Annotated in this window: 17 protein-coding genes; 4 read left to right on the top strand and 13 right to left on the bottom strand. The window is 71.7% G+C overall.

Translation table 11 applies throughout. The features are described 5' to 3' along the window. Window positions 1-45: 45 nt before the first annotated feature. Window positions 46-348, bottom strand: coding sequence for an ATPase with chaperone activity (locus VFE82_RS15515; RefSeq protein ID WP_325001219.1), 303 nt, complete (start codon window positions 346-348; stop codon window positions 46-48). A 167-nt stretch (window positions 349-515) separates the two neighbouring features. On the opposite strand from VFE82_RS15515, the gene VFE82_RS15510 reads away from it, so the two are divergent. Beyond that, window positions 516-1,511: a Bug family tripartite tricarboxylate transporter substrate binding protein gene (locus tag VFE82_RS15510; RefSeq protein WP_325001218.1), complete on the top strand. Its 996-nt coding sequence runs from the start codon at window positions 516-518 to the stop codon at window positions 1,509-1,511. Between the two features lie 78 nt (window positions 1,512-1,589). Here VFE82_RS15510 and VFE82_RS15505 read toward each other — a convergent pair whose 3' ends face one another. From VFE82_RS15505 to VFE82_RS15490, 4 genes are all read right to left on the bottom strand, one after another. Beyond that, the gene (locus VFE82_RS15505) at window positions 1,590-2,351 is read right to left on the bottom strand and encodes a sulfite exporter TauE/SafE family protein (protein ID WP_325001217.1); all 762 of its coding nucleotides are present in this window, start codon (window positions 2,349-2,351) and stop codon (window positions 1,590-1,592) included. A gap of 52 nt (window positions 2,352-2,403) precedes the next feature. Further along, complete coding sequence (locus tag VFE82_RS15500; protein ID WP_325001216.1) at window positions 2,404-3,291, bottom strand: DUF3014 domain-containing protein; 888 nt, start codon at window positions 3,289-3,291, stop codon at window positions 2,404-2,406. A 230-nt stretch (window positions 3,292-3,521) separates the two neighbouring features. After that, window positions 3,522-4,196 carry a response regulator transcription factor gene (locus VFE82_RS15495; RefSeq protein ID WP_325001215.1) on the bottom strand — a complete coding sequence of 225 codons (675 nt, stop codon included), beginning with the start codon at window positions 4,194-4,196 and terminating at the stop codon, window positions 3,522-3,524. Continuing rightward, window positions 4,193-6,043 carry a sensor histidine kinase gene (locus VFE82_RS15490; protein ID WP_325001214.1) on the bottom strand — a complete coding sequence of 617 codons (1,851 nt, stop codon included), beginning with the start codon at window positions 6,041-6,043 and terminating at the stop codon, window positions 4,193-4,195. The genes VFE82_RS15495 and VFE82_RS15490 overlap by 4 nt, the downstream gene beginning before the upstream one ends. Window positions 6,044-6,308: 265 nt before the next feature. On the opposite strand from VFE82_RS15490, the gene VFE82_RS15485 reads away from it, so the two are divergent. Both VFE82_RS15485 and VFE82_RS15480 read left to right on the top strand, forming a co-directional pair. Next, a complete protein-coding gene (locus tag VFE82_RS15485) occupies window positions 6,309-7,499 on the top strand; it encodes a hypothetical protein (protein WP_325001213.1) in 1,191 nt (396 codons plus the stop codon). A gap of 174 nt (window positions 7,500-7,673) precedes the next feature. Beyond that, window positions 7,674-8,114 (top strand): DUF7673 family protein, encoded by a 441-nt coding sequence (locus tag VFE82_RS15480; protein WP_325001212.1) that lies wholly within the window; start codon window positions 7,674-7,676, stop codon window positions 8,112-8,114. 66 nt (window positions 8,115-8,180) lie between these two features. On the opposite strand, the gene VFE82_RS15475 is transcribed toward VFE82_RS15480, so the two are convergent. From VFE82_RS15475 to VFE82_RS15455, 5 genes are all read right to left on the bottom strand, one after another. Then, entirely contained in the window at window positions 8,181-9,173 is a 993-nt protein-coding gene (locus VFE82_RS15475) for a tripartite tricarboxylate transporter substrate binding protein (protein ID WP_325001211.1), read from the bottom strand. Window positions 9,174-9,217: 44 nt separating this feature from the next. Beyond that, a complete protein-coding gene (locus VFE82_RS15470) occupies window positions 9,218-9,946 on the bottom strand; it encodes an SDR family NAD(P)-dependent oxidoreductase (protein ID WP_325001210.1) in 729 nt (242 codons plus the stop codon). Window positions 9,947-10,034: 88 nt separating this feature from the next. Continuing rightward, window positions 10,035-11,240 (bottom strand): 3-oxoadipyl-CoA thiolase, encoded by a 1,206-nt coding sequence (gene pcaF, locus VFE82_RS15465; RefSeq protein WP_325001209.1) that lies wholly within the window; start codon window positions 11,238-11,240, stop codon window positions 10,035-10,037. A gap of 13 nt (window positions 11,241-11,253) precedes the next feature. Next, window positions 11,254-11,895: a 3-oxoacid CoA-transferase subunit B gene (locus VFE82_RS15460; protein WP_325001208.1), complete on the bottom strand. Its 642-nt coding sequence runs from the start codon at window positions 11,893-11,895 to the stop codon at window positions 11,254-11,256. Beyond that, complete coding sequence (locus VFE82_RS15455; protein ID WP_325001207.1) at window positions 11,892-12,593, bottom strand: 3-oxoacid CoA-transferase subunit A; 702 nt, start codon at window positions 12,591-12,593, stop codon at window positions 11,892-11,894. Before VFE82_RS15455 ends, VFE82_RS15460 begins: the two co-directional genes overlap by 4 nt. A 72-nt stretch (window positions 12,594-12,665) precedes the next feature. Here VFE82_RS15455 and VFE82_RS15450 point away from each other — a divergent pair, with 72 nt between their 5' ends. Next, a complete protein-coding gene (locus VFE82_RS15450; RefSeq protein ID WP_325001206.1) occupies window positions 12,666-13,457 on the top strand; it encodes an IclR family transcriptional regulator domain-containing protein in 792 nt (263 codons plus the stop codon). Between the two features lie 158 nt (window positions 13,458-13,615). On the opposite strand, the gene VFE82_RS15445 is transcribed toward VFE82_RS15450, so the two are convergent. From VFE82_RS15445 to VFE82_RS15435, 3 genes are read right to left on the bottom strand one after another with little or no spacing between them, the layout of a single operon-like run. After that, window positions 13,616-14,344, bottom strand: coding sequence for a ribonuclease activity regulator RraA (locus tag VFE82_RS15445; protein WP_325001205.1), 729 nt, complete (start codon window positions 14,342-14,344; stop codon window positions 13,616-13,618). 20 nt (window positions 14,345-14,364) lie between these two features. Then, the gene (locus VFE82_RS15440; protein ID WP_325001204.1) at window positions 14,365-15,300 is read right to left on the bottom strand and encodes a dihydrodipicolinate synthase family protein; all 936 of its coding nucleotides are present in this window, start codon (window positions 15,298-15,300) and stop codon (window positions 14,365-14,367) included. Between the two features lie 24 nt (window positions 15,301-15,324). Beyond that, window positions 15,325-17,358 (bottom strand): TRAP transporter fused permease subunit, encoded by a 2,034-nt coding sequence (locus VFE82_RS15435; RefSeq protein ID WP_325001203.1) that lies wholly within the window; start codon window positions 17,356-17,358, stop codon window positions 15,325-15,327. Window positions 17,359-17,362: the final 4 nt, after the last annotated feature.

Here is a 17,362-nt window from a genome sequence, read left to right as displayed (position 1 = left end):
GCCGCCGCTGTCGTGGCGATCAGCGCCTGCCCGCCGCGGCGTGCTTCAGGGCGCCCGCCACTGCAGCAGCTCCGCCAGCCGCCGGATGACCCACTCAGCCTCCGGCGGCTGCACCGGCGAGCCCTCGCCCTGCAGGCCCGCCAGCAGCACCTGCAGCACCTCGGCCTCGGCCGCGCCGGAGCGGAACTGCGCCGTCGAGGCCTCGTCGGTGAGCATCTGCGCCAGGTCCTCGCAGAGTTCGTAGCGCTCGCGCACCACCGCCATCGGCTCGGTCAGCCGGTGGCCGGACGGGCTGGCGAACAGCGCGGTGAACGAGGGCGGCACGTCGATCTGGTTGGAATCGTCCATCGGCGCGCAGGATACGGGACGCCGGCCGGCCGAGGCAGCCGGCGCGCCGCGTCCCGACCGCGCCGCAGCCGGGTTTTCCCATGGTTCTCCCTGTGGGCAGCGGCCGGGACGACTGCCAGAATCGATCGCCCCGAACCGGGCCTTTCGAAGACATTCCTGGAGACGACATGACCCTTTCCCGCCGCCACCTGATCCAAGCCGCCAGCGGCGCCGCCCTCCTCGCCAGCATCGGCCGCGACGCGTTGGCCCAGGCGCAGGCCCCGATCGAGACCCTGAAGATCGTCACCGGCTTCGCGGCCGGCGGCACCTCCGACACCACCTGCCGGCGCGTGGGCACCCGCCTGACCGGCCCGTACGCCAAGACGGTGGTGGTGGAGAACAAGACCGGCGCGGGCGGCCAGATCGCGATCCAGACGGTCAAGGCCCTGCCGGCCGACGGCGCCACGCTGCTGCAGTCGCCCACGTCGATGTTCACGATCTACCCGCACATCTACAAGAAGCTGCCGTACGACCCGATCGCCGACGTGACCCCGGTCTCGCTGGGCTGCGTGTTCGATTTCGGCCTGGCCGTCGGCCCCCTGGTGTCCGCCAACGTGAAGACCGTGGCCGACTTCGTGGCCTGGTGCAAGGCCAACCCGACGCAGGCCAGCTTCGGCTCGCCGGCCGCCGGATCGACGCCGCACTTCGTCGGCGCGCTGCTGGGCATCAAGGGGGGTTTCGACTTCAAGCACGCCCCGTACCGCGGCACCCAGCCGGCGATGCAGGACCTGCTGGGCGGCCAGATCGCCGCCGTCAGCGGCCCGATCGGCGACCTGACCCAGCACCTGGCCAGCGGCAAGATCCGCATCCTGGCGACCTCCGGCGCCAAGCGCAATCGCTTCGCGCCCGACGTGCCCACCTACACCGAGCAGGGCTTCGCGGACCTGCAGCACAGCGAGTGGTTCGCCTTCTGGCTGCCGCCCAAGGCCGCGCCCGAGCTGGTCTCGCGCATGAACGCGGCGCTCAAGAGCGCCCTGGCGCACAAGGACGTGGTCGACGGCCTGGCCACCTTCGGCCTCGAAGCGATGTCCAGCTCGCCCACGGAACTGTCGACGCTCCTGAAGCAGGACACCGCCAAGTGGGCGCCGATCGTCAAGACCATCGGCTTCACCGCCGAGAGCTGATGCCGTCGCGGGCACCCGACCGGGTGCCTGCTTCCGCGCTGCGGGACGCTCGCCGCGGCGGCGCCGCCGCCGCCGCGGTTAGGCGGCGAAGAAGCCGTCCCAGAGGAGCTTCACGCCCGTCAGCAGCATGCCGGCGTAGACGAACCGGTAGAACAGCACCGGGTCGATGCGCCGCGCCAGGCGCACCCCGATCAGCACGCCGACCGGCGCCAGCGGCAGCAGCGCCACCGAGGTCGCCATGTTGCGCATGTCCAGCAGGCCCAGCCAGGCGTACGGGATCCACTTGCTCAGGTTCAGCACGAAGAAGAACACCGCCATCGTGGCCGTGTACACCAGCGGCGGCAGGCGCAGCGGAATCGCGTAGGCATTGATCGGCGGCCCGCCCGCGTGCGCCACGAAGCTGGTGAAGCCCGACACGGTGGTGAGCACCGCGCCCAGCCACCTGGGCGGCGCCCCGGCACCAGGCCTGGGCGGGAACAGCAACCGCTGCGCCAGGAACAGCAGCGTGCACGCGCCGACGATGCCGGCCACGAGGTGGCTGTCGAGCACCTTGAACAGCAGCGTGCCGACCACCGTGCCGAGCAGCCCGAAGGGCAGCAGGAAGCGGATCAGCTTCCAATCGAAATGCGCGCGGTAGGCGTGCAGTCCGAGGATGTCCATCACCAGCAGCACCGGCATCAGGATCGCCGCCGCCTGCGGCACGGTCACGGCCATGGCCATCAGCGGCACGGCCAGCGAGCCGAAGCCGGAGCCGAAGCCGCTCTTGCTGATGCCCAGCAGCAGGACGGCCGGGACGGCGACGGCGTAGAAGCCGGGATCGGTGATGAGCGGGAAGTCCAAGCGGCGATTGTCTCAGCCGCCGGCAGCAACAGGCGGCGCCGCCGGCGGCTGCTCAGGGCCGCTGGCTGCCGCCCTCCGGCGCAGGCAGGAGCTCCCGCCGCAGCTGGCGCAGCACGGCCTTCAGGCGGCGCTCGTTCGACAGGCCGGTGCGAAGCAGCGCCTTCTGGCCGGCCGGCAGCGCTTCCAGCGCCGGGTCGGCGAACTCGTAGCGCGTCCACGGCTGGGTGGAGGGCACGTCACCCTTGACCGGCGTGAGTTGCAGTGCGGGCGGCGAGGCCGGCTCCGGGGTCGCGAGCAGCAGGTCGATCACCTCCAGCAGCCGGCCATGGAACTCGCGGCGGCCCAGGCCCAGGTCCCCCCAGGCCTTCTGCAGCAACGGGTACAGGCGGGCGTACAGACGGGCGGCCGCCGGCACGTCGACGGCTTCGGCCAGCGTCACCAGGGCCGCATGACGCCGGGCGTTCTCGGGCGCTGCGACCGTTGCGCCACCGCTGGTGGTCGTCTCGAACCGGCCGCCCGCCTTGTGCAGTGGCCAGGCCGACGGCGGCGCGTGGGCACGGCCGAGGTTGTCGACGGTGGCCACCAGCCGGCGGGGGAAGTCGTCGAGGACCACGAACCTGGCGATCGCCTCGCGGCCGAGGAGCGCCTCGAGTGCGGACGGCACCTGGGACGCCGCCAGCGCACCACCTTCGGCGACCGGGGGCGGGGGCTCCGGCGCCGCCACGGGCGAGGTCGGGTCGGCCGCGGCGGCCGCAGCCGGGGCGGCCGGCCCCGGCCTCGGCCACTCGGGTGCCGGCCCCCGGGCAAACATCCACCAGGCACCGGCCAGGCCGAGGGCGATCAGCAGGGCGAGCGCCCAACGCAGGCCGGTGTCGGCCGGGCGGGCGCGCGGCGCCGGGTCCTCGCGGGGATCGGCGCGGAAGTCGTCGTGCAGTGTCATGGGGCCACTGTGCACCCGGGAACGGCGCCGCACAAGCCGCGCGGACGCGAGCGCAGACCCATCCGCGGCAAGGCAGGGACCCTGGCGACGACTGGTTCGCGTGGGCGACCGCCGTGACCGCCAGCGCGCGGCACCCGCGTCGGGGCGTGCGCAGGCCTGCGCTGCCGCGCAGCGTGGCGCACGAACGCCTGGCGCCGACCGCGCGCCGGTGGCGCGCCCGGCCCCCACCCTCAGGGCCGGACCAGCCCGCGGCGCGCCGCCTCCAGCGTCGCCTCGGCGCGGGAGGACACGTCGAGCTTGCGGTAGATCTGCTTGATATGGTCGGCGATCGTGTGGCGCGACAGGCCGAGCTGCTGCGCGATCTCCGGCAGCGTGTAGCCCTTGGCCACGCGCTGCAGCACCACCGTCTCGCGCTCGGTCAGCCGCACACCCTCGACCGGAGGCGGGGCTGCAAGGGGCGCGGCGGAGACCGCCGGCACCCGAGCGCCCTGGCCGAAGTACGACAGCACGCGCCGCGCGATCGGCGGCGACAGCGGCGGCTCGCCCTGCGCGATGCGCAGCAGCTGCGCGGTCAGGGCCTCGCGCGGCTGCTCCTTCAGCAGGTAGCCGAACGCGCCCGCCTGCAGCGCCGGGAACAGGTGCCCGTCGTCGTCGTAGATGGTGACCACGACGGCCAGGCATTGCGGCTGCCGGTGCGCCAGCGTACGCACCACCTCCATGCCGCTGCCATCGGGCAGGCCGAGGTCCACCAGGGCCAGGTCGAACTGCTGCGTGGCCGCGGCGGCGATGCCGTCCTCGGCGCGGCCGACGGCCGACACCACCAGCCCGGGAAACGCGGCGCGCGCGATCTCGGCCAGCCAGTCGCGCACGTCGCCGAGATCCTCGACCACGAGGGCCTGCTTCATGGAACCTCCTGCGGGGAAAGGGCCGCGGCCAGCGGGATGCGGACCACGAGCCGGGTGCCGCCGCCCGGCGCGGCGTCGAAGGCGTGCTCGCCACCCAGCAGCCGCACGCGCCGCTCGATGTTCGGCAGGCCGCTGCCCCGCGCGCCCGTGCCGGCCGGCAGGCCACGGCCGTCGTCCTCGACCTGCAGCCGCAGGCCGTCGGGCTCGAACGCGATCTGCACGGCGCAGCAGCTGCCGCCACTGTGGCGGATGGCATTGGAGACGGCTTCGCGCAGGATCCGGGTCACCTGCACGTGCAGGCGGGCCGGCAGGATCAGCCCGGACGGCGGCTCCTGGGCCTCCCACCGCACCTGCAGCCCGGCGTCGACGATCCGGGTGACGGTCTCGGCGCGCCAGTCGGCCAGCGCCTCCTCGGCCGCAGTCACGTGCCCGGTCATGCCGCGCACCGACAGGCGCATCTCCTCCATCGCCTGCCGTGCCATGCCCGCGATGCGTTCGGGCTCGCCGCCACGCTGGCTGGCCTGCACGATGGTCAGCAGCTGCGCGCCGAGATCATCGTGCAGGTCGGAGGCGATCCGGCGGCGCTCGTCCTGCGCGGCCTGCGCGGTCTGCAGCTGCGCGATGTGCTGCCAGTTGCGCTCGATCTCGCGTGACTTCTCCCGCACCCGCTGCTCCAGCTCGAGGTTGAGCGTCTCGGCGCGCTGCACCGCACGCACGAACAGCTGGATCAGGCGCACCGCCACGACGGCGAACACCAGCGGCATGGCGAAGTGGACGAAGTGCACGCGCGGCAGCGGCAGCAGCTCGGCCTGCTGCAGCAGCTCCAGGCCGAGGAAGGCGCTGGACTGCAGCAGCACCCCCCCGACCAGCCAGAAGTCCTGCCGGTGCGTGCGCCAGGACAGCACCAGGAAAGCCGCCACGCAGGCCAGGAACTCCAGGCCGCCGGCCGCATAGAGCACCGTGGACGCATCAAGCAGGCGCCCGGGGGGCACGGCGCACAGCACCAGCAGCACGGCCAGGGCCTGCAGCGCCAGGCCGATGTCCATCCAGCGCCAGGCCCGTCCGAGCAGCCGCATGAGGAACAGCATCGCGCAGGAGACGACCGGGAAGAATGCGAAGCCGATCAGCACCTCGGTCGCATGGTGCGACGGCCCCGTGTGCTGCACGAACAGACGCGTGGTGAGTGCCGCCCAGCCGATCGCGAACAGGCCGAAGAACAGCATGTAGCGGTCGCGGCGGCGGGCCAGCCACAGCCCCAGGAGCGCCAGGCCCAGGCCGGTCAGGACCGTGGCGATGATCTGGGACACCGTGATGTTCCAGAACCGCTGGCTGTCGTAGTCGGGGCGCAGCTGCGCCATGGGCCCGACCTGGACCGCCGACAGCCCGCTGGACCGCTGGCGCGAGCTGGCTTCGCCCGCCGGATAGCCGGCCACGCGGATGCGCAGGTCGTTGGTTCCCTCGCGCAGCAGCGGACGCGGCAACGGGAACAGGCTCGGGTAGTAGCAGTTGGCCGCGTAGGGCGGTGTCATGCGCCCGCCCGACCCCACCAGCTGGCCGTTGACGACCACCTCCAGGTTGCTGCAGGCACGCGGGACGTAGACCGCCAGCAGGTCCTCGCCGGCCGGGACGTCGAACTGCAAGCGGTACTCCGCGACGCCGCCGAAGCGCGGGAAGCTGTTCTGCCATTCGTGCGGCAGCGTCACCGGCGCGGCGGCCGCCCCCCCGGTCGAGACCTGCGCCCGGGTGAGCGTGACGACCTGGCCCCGGGCCTGCGAGAGACCGGCCAGTGCCAGCAGCACGGCCAGGCACCGCAGCGCGTACAGCAGGAGACGGTTCGATCCGGGCAAGGTGAGCCACTGTACCCAACCGTGGCCGCCAGCCGCGCCCCTGCGGCTGTCAACCCCCCTGTTCACGGGATACGACGCGCAGCCGGGTGCCGCGACGATTCATGGCTGAGGCATCCGGCGCGGGTGCCCTGTACCACCCTTCCAGAGGACCCCGATGCACGACGACGCCCAGCTCCCCCCGTCTTCCGTCCGCGCAGCCCGCGCTGGCGCAGCCCTGCGCGTTCCACGCCTGGCTGCGCGCACCCTCATCGCCTGCGCGACCGCCATGCTCATCGCCTCGTGCGGTGGCGGTGGCGGCAGCAGTGCGCCCGTCGCCGCCACCCCGTCGGCCGCGCCCGCCGGTGCCGCGGTGGGCGTGCTCACCGACAGCCCGATCGAGGGCGTCGAATACACCACCAGTGGCGGCTTCACCGGCTTCACCGACGGCGCCGGCCACTACAACTACAACCCCGGCGAGACGGTCACCTTCCGCATCGGAGCGATCGTGCTCGGCACCGTGCCCGCGACCGGCACCGTGACGCCGCTGGAACTCGCCGGCACGGGTCCGGATGCCGCCAGCAAGACCACCAACCTGCTGGTGCTGCTGCAGTCGCTGGACGAGGACCGTTCCGCGGCCGGCGGCATCCGCATCACGGCGGCGGCGCGGGCCGCCGCGACCGCGCCGCTGGACCTGTCGGTGGCGCCCGCCACCTTCGTCGCCGCGCCGGCGCTCGGCACGCTGCTCGCATCGGCGGGCCTGCCGTCCACCCCCGTGTCGACCGCCGATGCGCTTGCGCACTTCCGCGACCAGTTCTATTCGCAGCTGCGCGGCGGGTGGGTCTACCGCGATGCGAGCACGGCCTTCGTCTTCCGCTTCGGCACGAACGGCCGCTACGCGTACGGCGAAGTGGGTCCTGCCGAGAGCAGCGGATCGTCCGGCATCGAGCTTGGCCAGCTCACCTGGGACGCCGCCACCGGCCGGTTCACCAGCACGCCGTCGCTGGACACCAACGGGGAGTGGGGGCCATCCCACGCGGGGGCGGCCGACACCATGCGACTGGACGGCGCCGGGCTGGTCTTCACCGACGGTGACGACGGCGCCGCCACGACGCTGGTGCGCGTGCCCAACGATCCGGATGGCCTGGTCGGCATGTGGGCACTCGGCTCTCCCACCGGGCTCAACGTGCAGACGCTGGTGTTCTTCGGCAACAACCGCTTCATGATGATCGACCCGGTGGGCGACACCGGAGGCAACTGCCCGGTGGTACGCGGCGTCGAGTACGGCAGCTACACCTTCGATGCGGCGGCCGGCACGCTGGCCGTCACCCAGCCGCCGCTGTATGACACGAACGGCTGCGCCGGTCTCTGGGATAGCGTGAGCACGCCGCCGTTCGGGATCAACGAGACGCTGGTGTTCAACGCCGACAAGTCGCAGTTCACGGTCGGTGACGCGACGTTCCACCGCATCCTGCCCTGACGCGAGGGATCGCGGCGCGCCCGTCCCGGCTTGCCGCGTGACGGGTGCCGCCGGGGCGTTGCCTGGGCGCCAAAGGAAGGACAGGACCGGGTTCCGCCGGGCGCCGGCGCGGAGTACAACGGATGGCACGTGAACCAGCGACGGACGTCCTCGTCCGGAACCAGGGAACCTGCCATGACCCACACCGAACGCGAGCGGCGGCACCGTGCCACGCTGGACAAGATCAACCAGGTGCAGCTGGTGGTCGGCCGCGCCGACCGGCCGCGCGTCGACCACGAAGGCACCTTGCTCGAGCGGGCGCGCCTGCTGGCCGAGGAACTCAGCGCGCACCGCGCCACCGAGCAGGGCCTGCTGGCGCTCGACCGACTGCTGCGCATGGCCGAGGACCGCACCTCGCCACAGGCGCGCGACATCGCCACCTTCGTGGCCGCACTGTGGGGCAGCAAGCCGCTGCCGCTGGGCACGCTGCGGGGACCCGACCCGTCGAGCGCCGACGACATGCTGGCCGTGCTCGACGCCTTCCGGCATGCGCGCCTGAGCCTGGTCGAGCACGTGGCCGGCGGCCCCGCGCGCGTCCAGCGGGTGCTGGAGAAGTGGCGCCTGCCAAGCACCTGAAGCCGGGCCGCCCCCTGCTCGCGCGGCCGGCGGTCGGCGCGGCCGGCACGTCCGGCGCGCGGGACGTCAGTCGGCGCTGGCGCCCGAGGCCTTCACCACCTGGCTCCACTTAGCCGTCTCCTTGCGGATGAAGGCGGCGAACTGCTCCGGCCTCTCGCTCACCGGCTCGGCGCCCTGCTCCGCCAGCTTCTTGCGCACCTCCGGCTGGGCCAGCACCTTGACCAGCGCGGAGTTCAGGCGCGCGATCACCGGTGCCGGCGTGTCGGCCGGCGCGAACATGCCGAACCAGGAGGTCGCCTCGTAGCCGGGCACGCCCGCCTCGGCGATGGTCGGCACGTCCGGCAGCTCCGGCGAGCGCTTGGCCGTGGTCACCGCCAGCGGACGCAGGCGGCCGCTGCGCACGTGCTGGATGGCCGAGGGCATGTTGTCGAACATGACGTCGATCTGGCCGCCGATGAGGTCGGTCACCGCCGGTGCGCTGCCCTTGTAGGGCACGTGCACCATGTTGACCTTGGCCATCGCGTTGAACAGTTCGCCCGACAGGTGGATCGAGCTGCCACTGCCGGACGAGCCGAAGTTCACCTGGCCGGGATGCGATTTCGCGTGGGCGATCAGTTCCTTGACCGTCTTGAACGGCTTGGTCGGGTTGGCCACCAGCAGGTTGGGCACCATGGCCACGCGGGTGAGCGGCGCGAAGTCCTCGATCGGGTCGTACGGCAGCTTCTTGTACAGGCTCTGGTTGATGGCATGCGTGCCGACCGTGCCCATGAACAGCGTGTGGCCGTCCGCCGGCGCCTTGGCCGCCAGCTGCGCGCCGATGTTGCCGCCCGCGCCGGCGCGGTTGTCGATGACCACCGACTGGCCCAGCTCGGCGCCCAGGGCCTGGCCGACCACGCGGGCCAGGATGTCGGTGGTGCCGCCGGCCGCGAAGGGCACGACGATGGTGATCGCCTTGGACGGGAAGGCCGGCTGCGCGGCGGCGGGCAGCGCGGCGAGGGCGGCGGCTGCCGCGATCGCGCCCACGACGGCACGGCGGGTGGTGGTGGAAGTGCGTTGCATAGGGGAAGATCCTCGGACTGCTTGGAAGGAAAAAACGGGGCAACTCAGACGGGCGCGAGGCCCAGGGTGGTGCCGCCACAGACGTACAGCACCTGGCCGGTGACGAAGCCGTTGTCGGGCGACAGGAAGAACAGCGTGGCCCGGGCCACGTCCTCGGGCGTGCCGATGCGCCGCACCACGATGCTGTCAAGGATGCGCTGGGTGCGCGGTGCGCCCTCGGGGTTGCTCTGGCGGAACAGCTCGGTGGCGATCGGGCCGGGCGCGACGGCGTTGACGGTGATGCCGTCGCCGCCCAGCTCCATCGCCAGCGTGCGCGTCATGCCCACGAGGCCGGCCTTGGCCGCCGAGTAGGCGATCCGCTCGGTCTTGCCCAGGGCGGCGCGCGAGGCCATGTTGACGATGCGGCCGCGGCCACAGGCACGCAGCGTCGGCAGGCAGGCCTGGGTCAGCAGCATGGTGGCCCGCAGCGTCAGCGCGCCGACGTAGTCGAGGTCGGCCACGGTCTGCGTCCCGATGGTGCCGGGCCGCGTCGCGCCGGCATTGTTCACCAGCGCCGTGACCTCGTATCCGTGCGCCACGCGTTCACCGATCGCGCGGGTCGCGGCCTCGTCGGTGAGGTCGCCCTGCAGCGACGTCAGCCGGGCGTGCTCCCAGGCGGGGAGCCGGGCGTCGATGTTGACCACGTGCCGGCCCTGGGCCAGCAGGGCTTCGCAGATGGCGCGGCCGATGCCGGCGCTGCCGCCGGTGACCAGGGTGACTTCTTGCTTGCGCATGGAAAAAGGGAAAAGCAGCGGCGACGCCGCGCGGGCGCGGCGGGCCGGAAGGGAGAAGCTCGGAGCTCGGAAGACCGGTGTGGCCGCGTCAGACCCGCTCGAGGATCACGGCGATGCCCTGGCCGACGCCGATGCACATCGTGCACAGCGCGTAGCGGCCGCCGCTGCGGTGCAACTGGTTCACGGCGGTGGTGGCCAGGCGCGCGCCCGAGGCACCGAGCGGGTGGCCCAGGGCGATCGCACCGCCGTTGGGGTTCACGCGCGCGTCGTCGTCCTTCAGGCCCAGCATGCGCAGCACGGCCAGGCCCTGGGCGGCGAACGCCTCGTTCAACTCGATCACGTCCATCTGTTCGAGCTTGAGGCCGGTGAGCGCCAGCACCTTCTGGGTGGCGGGCGCCGGGCCGATGCCCATCACGCGCGGGGCGACGCCGGCGGTCGCCATGCCGACCACGCGGGCGCGCGGGGTGAGGCCGTGCCGGGCCGCCGTGGCTTCGTCAGCCAGCAGCAGGGCGCAGGCGCCGTCGTTCACGCCGCTGGCATTGCCTGCGGTCACGGTGCCGTCGGGACGCACCACCCCCTTGAGCTTGGCCAGCGCCTCCAGCGAGGTCTCGCGCGGATGCTCGTCCCGGCCGACCACCAGCGGCTCGCCCTTCTTCTGCGGGATGGTGACCGGCGTGATCTCGGCGTCGAAGAAGCCGGACTTCTGCGCGGCCACCGCCTTGAGCTGCGAGGCCAGCGCCATGCGGTCCTGCGCCTCGCGCTCGATCTTGTGCTCGGTCGCGACGTTCTCGGCGGTCTCCGGCATGGAGTCGACCCCGTACTGCTCCTTCATCAGCTTGTTGACGAAGCGCCAGCCGATCGTGGTGTCGTAGACGGCGTTGGTGCGGCTGAACGCCGACTCGGCCTTGGGCATCACGAACGGCGCGCGGCTCATGCTCTCGACGCCGCCGGCGATCATCAGCGTGGCTTCACCGGCGCGGATGGCACGTGCGGCCGTGCCCACCGCGTCGAGCCCCGAGCCGCACAGGCGGTTGATGGTCGCGCCGGGCACGTCGATCGGCAGGCCGGCCAGCAGCGAGGCCATGTGGGCGACGTTGCGGTTGTCCTCGCCGGCCTGGTTGGCGCAGCCGTACAGCACGTCGGTCACCGCCGCCCAGTCGACCTTGGGATTGCGCGCCATCAGCGCCTTGAGCGGGATCGCGCCCAGATCGTCGGTGCGGACGGAGGACAGCGCACCGCCGTAGCGGCCGAAGGGCGTGCGGATGGCGTCGCAGATGAAGGCTTGTCGGGTCATGGGAGTCTCCGGTTCAGGCCGCGATGGGCAGGCCCACGAGGCGTTCGAGTTCGGCGTGCGAGAGGCCGTCGACGGTGTCGACCAGCTTCAGCCCGCCGGGCGTGCATTCCAGTGTCGCGAGTTCGGTGTAGATGCGCTTGACGCAGCCGATGCCGGTCAGCGGGTAGGTGCAGCGCTCCACCACCTTGCTCTCGCCCTTCTTGGTGAGCAGGTCCATCATCACCCAGGTCTGCTTGGCGCCGATGGCCAGGTCCATCGCACCGCCGACGGCGGGGATGGCGCCGGGCTCGCCGGTGCTCCAGTTGGCCAGGTCGCCGGTGGCCGAGACCTGGAAGGCCCCCAGCACGCAGATGTCCAGGTGGCCGCCGCGCATCATCGCGAACGAGTCGGCATGGTGGAAGAAGGCACCGCCGGGCAGCAGCGTGACGGGCTGCTTGCCGGCGTTGATCAGGTCGAAGTCTTCGTTCCCGGCTGCCGGGGCGGGCCCCATGCCGAGGATGCCGTTCTCGCTCTGCAGGATGACCTCGCGGCCGGCCGGGATGTGGTTGGCCACCTGCGTCGGCATCCCGATCCCCAGGTTCACGTAGGCGCCGTCGTGGATGTCCTGCGCCACGCGCGCGGCCAGCTGGTCCTTGGTGCGTTTCTGGTACGTCATGCGGCCTTCCTGAAACCGCCGGCCTGGGTGGCCACGCGGGGGATCTGCACGATCTTGCTCACATAGATGCCGGGCGTGACGATGGCCTCGGGGTCGAGCGTGCCGAGCTCGCGAATCTCATGCACGGTGGCGATGGTCTGCTTGGCGGCGGTGGCCATCACCGGGCCGAAGTTGCGGGCCGACTGGCGGTACACCAGGTTGCCCCAGCGGTCGCCGGCCTCAGCCTTGATGAGCGCGACGTCGCCGTGGATCGGGTACTCCAGCACGTGCGGCCGGCCGTCGATCACGCGGGTCTCCTTGCCGTGGGCCAGCTCAGTGCCGTAGCCCGTGGGGCAGAAGAAGGCGCCGATGCCGGCACCGGCGGCGCGGATGCGCTCGGCCAGGTTGCCTTGCGGCACCAGCTCCAGCTCCAGCTTGCTGCTGCGGTACAGCGCGTCGAACACCCAGCTGTCCACCTGGCGCGGGAAGCTGCAGATGATCTTGCGCACGCGGCCGGTCTTGAGCAGCGCCGCCAGCCCGTGGTCGCCGTTGCCGGCGTTGTTGTTCACCACCGTCAGGTCGCGCGCACCCTGCGCGATGAGGCCATCGATCAGCTCGGCCGGGATGCCGGCGGTGCCGAAGCCGCCGATCAGCACGGTGGCGCCGTCGCGCACGCCCTGCAGCGCCTCGGCGATCGAAGCCGCGATCTTGTTGATCATGGAGGTCCTTGACTGCGTTGTTCGATATGCGAACAACTGTTCGTATAATGAATTCTACAACCCCGAACACCGATGGACCGCCAAGACCCTGACGTCCCCGTGCGCCCCGGCGACGCCTACGTGCAGTCGTTCGCCCGCGGGCTGGCGGTGATCCGCTCCTTCAACGCGGCTGCGCCCCGGCAGACCTTGACCGAGGTGGCGGGCCGCACCGGCCTGACGCGGGCGGGGGCGCGCCGGATCCTGCTGACGCTGCAGACCCTGGGGTACGTCGAGAGCGACGGCAAGCTGTTCCGCCTGACGCCGCGCATCCTGGACCTCGGGTTCGCCTACCTCTCCTCGATGCCGATGTGGAACGTGGCCGAGCCGGAGATGGAGGGTCTGGTGGAGCAGGTGAAGGAATCGTGTTCGGCCGCGGTGCTCGAAGGCGCCGACATCCTCTACGTGCTGCGGGTGTCGACGCGCAAGATCATGCGCAACAGCCTTGGCGTGGGTTCGCGGCTGCCGGCCTATTGCACGTCGATGGGACGGGTGCTGCTGGCCGGCCTGCCGGATGCGCAGGTGCTCGAGCTGCTGCGGGCGGCGCCGCTCGAGGGCCGCACGCGCCACACGCTCACCGACCCCGACGCCGTGCTCGGCAAGGTCCAGCAGGCCCGGCGCCAGGGCTGGTGCCTGGTCAACCAGGAGCTGGAGGAAGGCCTGGTCTCGATGGCCGCGCCGGTGCTCGACCGGGCCGGCCGGACGATCGCCTCGATCAACATCAGCGGGCAGGCCAACCGCACCTCCGCGCGGCAGATGCAGGACACCATGCTGGCGCCGCTGCGCGAGGCGGCCCTGCGGATCTCGCAGCGGCTCGCCGGCGCCTGAGCGGCGCGGGCGGACCTTGTGCCGCGACGCGGCTGCCGCGAAGCCAGGGCACCTGCGTGCCCACCCGGCGACCACCGGATGATGGCCCACCGGCGTGCGATCGCCAGTCCAGGCTCGCCGGCCGGCATCGCTCCCGTTCAAGGGCCGTGGCGGCCGATTCAGCTCTTGTCGCGAACAGCAGCCTGGTAGCGCGCCTTGTTCTGCGCATTCGGCGGATACAGCCCGGGCAGCGCGGCGCCCTGCTCGACCTCCTGCATGATCCAGCCCTCCAGGCGCTCCTGCTCCGGGCCCTCGGCCAGCACGTGGTCGAGCAAGGCGGCGGGCACGAGCACCACGCCGTCGTCGTCGGCCACCACCACGTCGCCGGGGAACACCGCGACGCCACCGCAGCCGATCGGCCGCTGCCAGTCGACGAAGGTCAGGCCCGCCACCGAGGGCGGCGCGGCGGCACCGCTGCACCAGACCGGCAGGCCCGTGCCCAGCACGCCGTGCACGTCGCGCACCACGCCGTCGGTGACCAGCGCCGTGATGCCTCGCCGGGCCATCCGCGCGCACAGGATGTCGCCGAAGATGCCGGCATCCTGCACGCCCATCGAATCGACCACGGCGATGCAACCGGCGGGCATGGCCTCGATCGCGGCGCGCGTGGAGATCGGCGAGGACCACGATTCGGGCGTGGCCAGGTCCTCGCGCGCGGGCACGAAACGCAGCGTGAACGCACGGCCCACCAGCCGCGGCTGGCCGGTGCGGATGGGCCGCGGGCCGCGCAGCCACAGGTTGCGCAAGCCCTTCTTGAGCAGCACCGTGGTCAACGTGGCCGTGGTCACCTGCGAGAGGATCTGGATGGCCTGCGGATCCAGGTCCATGCTGGGAGTGTCGTGGGTCATGTGGGGTCCCGGGTCGATGTTCAGCCGAGTTCGCGCAGCCGGCGCTCCTGCCGGCGCACCAGGCGATCGATGTCGGCGACGTCCTGCGGCGAGAGCCTGGGGCCGGGCTTGCGCACCGCAGCCGACGCGATCACGCCACGCTGGTGGAGCAGGTGCTTGCGGACCGCCAGCCCGACGTTGGCCTGCTGCTCGTAGCGCGCCAGCGGCAGGTACGCATCGAACAGGTCGTGGGCGCGCTCGACGTCGCCGCGCGCATGTGCGGCCACCACGTCGACCATCATCTCGGGATAGGCGAAGCCGGTCATCGCACCGTCGGCGCCGCGGGTGAGCTCCTCGGGCAGGAACAGGCCGCCGCCGTTGCCGGTGAGGATGGACACGCGGCGCAGCTCGCCCTTGTCGCTGGCGGCGCGCAGGGCCGACAGCTTGGCCAGGCCCGGCCAGTCCTCGTGCTTGAGCATCACGCAGCCGGGCGAATTCTTCAGGATGCGCAGGATCACGCCGGCCGACATCTGCACGCCGGTGGACACCGGATGGTCCTGCAGGCACCAGGGCACCTTCGGGCCGAGGGTTTCGTTGACCATGTCGAAGTAGGCGACGATCTGGTCGTCGGTGCGGACGGTGGACGGCGGCGCCACCATCACGCCCGAGGCGCCCAGGTCCATCACCGAGGCGGTGAGCTCGGCCATCGCGGCGAAGCCGGGCGACGACACCCCCACGATCACCGGCACGCGGCTGTCCACGCGCGCGAGCACCTGCCGCACGAAGGTGCGCGACTCCTCGGCCGTGAGCTTGGTGGCCTCGCCCATGATGCCCAGGATGGTCAGGCCGGTCACGCCCTTGTCGAGGCAGAAGTCCACCATGCGGTCGGTGCTCGCCAGGTCGAGCGCACCGCCGTCGGTGAACGGCGTGACGGTGATGAGGTAGACGCCCTTGGCGGACGCGTCGAGTTGCTTCACGGACTGCTCTCTCTGTTGCTGGGTTCAGGCGGGCTGCGGCTGCGGCCGCAGCAGCTGCATGGCGACGACCGCGACGACCAGCGCGAGGCCGGCCAGGTCCGCCAGCCAGGCAGGATACGCCAGCAGGAACCCGGCCACGATCAGCAGCGTGCGCTCGAGGCGGCTGGTGCGGCGCAGGGCCCAGCCCTGGAACCCGGCGGCCAGCGCCGCCACGCCGAGCGCGCAGGTGACCGTGACCTCGGCGATGGACCACCAGTTCGCACCGGCCAGTGCCTTGGCCGATCCCATCAGCAGCAGGCCCTGCCCGCTGGGGTCGAGCACGAACACGAACGGCACCAGGAAGGCCGGCACCGTGTACTTCCAGCACTGCAGGGTGGTCTTGTACGGATCGCCCCCGGTGATGGCGGCGGCGGCGAACGGCGACAGCGCGGTCGGAGGCGACACCTCGGAGAGCACGGCGTAATAGAAGATGAACATGTGCGCGGCGAAGTCGGGCACGCCCAGCTTGGTGAGCGCCGGCGCGGCGATCACGGCGCAGATGATGTACGACGCGGTGACCGGCACGGCCAGGCCGACGACCCAGACCACCAGCGCGGTGAAGACCGCCGTGAGCAGCAGCGAACCGCCGGCGTAGTCGATCACGATGCTGCTGAACTTCAGACCCAGCCCGGTGAGCGTGACCACGCCGACGATGAGGCCGGCGCCGGCGCAGGTGGCGGCCACGTTCAGCACGCCGATCGAGCCGCCCTCCATCGCCTTCACCAGGGGCGAGCCAGCCAGCTTGCGCCAGACGTTCCCGCCCCGGAAGGTGTCCCGCGGCAGCAGCGACGTGTCCGCGCGCAGGAAGCTGGTGGCGAACGAGACCACCGTGGCCCAGAACACCGACAGCACGGGGGAGAAGCCCCAGAGCATGAAGAAGACGATCGACACCAGGGACAGGAAGTGGAACCAGTACCGGCGCGTGAGGTTCCAGACCGTGTCGACCTTCTCGAACACGGTGTCGCCCATGCCGTACTTGCGCGCGTCGATCTCCACCATCAGGAACAGCGCGAAATAGAACAGCAGCGTGGGGATCACCGCCATCAGCAGCACGTCCAGGTACGAGATCTTGAGGAACTCGGCGATCAGGAACGCGGCCGCCCCGAGCACCGGCGGCGAGATGATGGCGCCCAGCCCCCCGGCCGCCAGCAGGCCGCCAGCGGCGTTGCGCTCGTAGCCCACCTTGGCGAGCATCGGATAGGCGACGGAGCCGAGCGTGACCGTGGTGGCAACGCCCGAGCCGGACGGCCCGCCCAGCAGGAACGACGCGAGCACCACCGTGCGCCCGGCGCCGGTGGGCTTGCCGCCCATCGCCGAGAACGAGAAGTCGATGTAGAACTTGCCCGCACCCGAGTGCTGCAGGAAGGCGCCGAAGATGGTGAACAGAATGATCAGGGACGACGACACGTCCACCGCCGCGCCGAAGATGCCCTCGAGCGTCATGTACATCACGCCCACCAGGCGCCCGACTTCGTAGCCCTTGTGCGTCCAGGGCGGCGGCAGCATGGGGCCGGCCAGCGCGTAAGCCAGGAAGGCCATGCAGATCACCGGCATGATCCAGCCGGCCGTGCGCCGCATGGCTTCGAGCACCAGCACGATGAGCGCGATGCCGAAGGCGATGTCCAGCGGCAGCGGCGCGGTGTTGCGGTCGGTGATGTCGTCGCCGCCCTGGATCAGGTACCAGGCGGCCGCCACCGCGAGCAGCGCGGCGATCCAGTCCCACCACATGACGCGGTGGCGAAAGCGCGGCGCGACCGGGAACACGAGGAAGCACAGGAACAGCACGAACGCCACGTGCACCGGACGCAGCGTCTGCGTGGGCACGATCGCGTAGGCCGTGTACAGGTGGAACACCGACATGGCGATGGCCGCGAGCGTGACGAAGGCCGCCAGCCCGCCCCGCAGCCTGTTGGCGGCGCCCTCCTCCTGCTCGATGTATTCCTCGGCCTTCTGCAGAGCCGACTCGCTGACCGCGGTGCTCAGCGCGGCCTCGTCGGCCGGGTGGTGGTGGCCGGCCATCCGC

Source organism: Ramlibacter sp., assembly GCF_035655895.1.
In the GTDB taxonomy this organism is placed as follows: Bacteria; Pseudomonadota; Gammaproteobacteria; order Burkholderiales; family Burkholderiaceae_C; genus Ramlibacter.
Note: the sequence above shows the minus strand (reverse complement) of the source record. Positions and strands in the feature narration are given on the sequence as shown.

Excerpts from the sequence above, each read along its gene's own strand:
- VFE82_RS15515 (WP_325001219.1), bottom strand. The coding sequence starts at position 348 with ATGGACGATTCCAACCAGATCGACGTGCCGCCCTCGTTCACCGCGCTG.
- VFE82_RS15510 (WP_325001218.1), top strand. The coding sequence starts at position 516 with ATGACCCTTTCCCGCCGCCACCTGATCCAAGCCGCCAGCGGCGCCGCC.
- VFE82_RS15500 (WP_325001216.1), bottom strand. The coding sequence starts at position 3,291 with ATGACACTGCACGACGACTTCCGCGCCGATCCCCGCGAGGACCCGGCG.
- VFE82_RS15495 (WP_325001215.1), bottom strand. The coding sequence starts at position 4,196 with ATGAAGCAGGCCCTCGTGGTCGAGGATCTCGGCGACGTGCGCGACTGG.
- VFE82_RS15485 (WP_325001213.1), top strand. The coding sequence starts at position 6,309 with ATGCTCATCGCCTCGTGCGGTGGCGGTGGCGGCAGCAGTGCGCCCGTC.
- VFE82_RS15480 (WP_325001212.1), top strand. The coding sequence starts at position 7,674 with ATGACCCACACCGAACGCGAGCGGCGGCACCGTGCCACGCTGGACAAG.
- VFE82_RS15475 (WP_325001211.1), bottom strand. The coding sequence starts at position 9,173 with ATGCAACGCACTTCCACCACCACCCGCCGTGCCGTCGTGGGCGCGATC.
- VFE82_RS15470 (WP_325001210.1), bottom strand. The coding sequence starts at position 9,946 with ATGCGCAAGCAAGAAGTCACCCTGGTCACCGGCGGCAGCGCCGGCATC.
- pcaF (WP_325001209.1), bottom strand. The coding sequence starts at position 11,240 with ATGACCCGACAAGCCTTCATCTGCGACGCCATCCGCACGCCCTTCGGC.
- VFE82_RS15460 (WP_325001208.1), bottom strand. The coding sequence starts at position 11,895 with ATGACGTACCAGAAACGCACCAAGGACCAGCTGGCCGCGCGCGTGGCG.
- VFE82_RS15455 (WP_325001207.1), bottom strand. The coding sequence starts at position 12,593 with ATGATCAACAAGATCGCGGCTTCGATCGCCGAGGCGCTGCAGGGCGTG.
- VFE82_RS15450 (WP_325001206.1), top strand. The coding sequence starts at position 12,666 with ATGGACCGCCAAGACCCTGACGTCCCCGTGCGCCCCGGCGACGCCTAC.
- VFE82_RS15445 (WP_325001205.1), bottom strand. The coding sequence starts at position 14,344 with ATGACCCACGACACTCCCAGCATGGACCTGGATCCGCAGGCCATCCAG.
- VFE82_RS15435 (WP_325001203.1), bottom strand. The coding sequence starts at position 17,358 with ATGGCCGGCCACCACCACCCGGCCGACGAGGCCGCGCTGAGCACCGCG.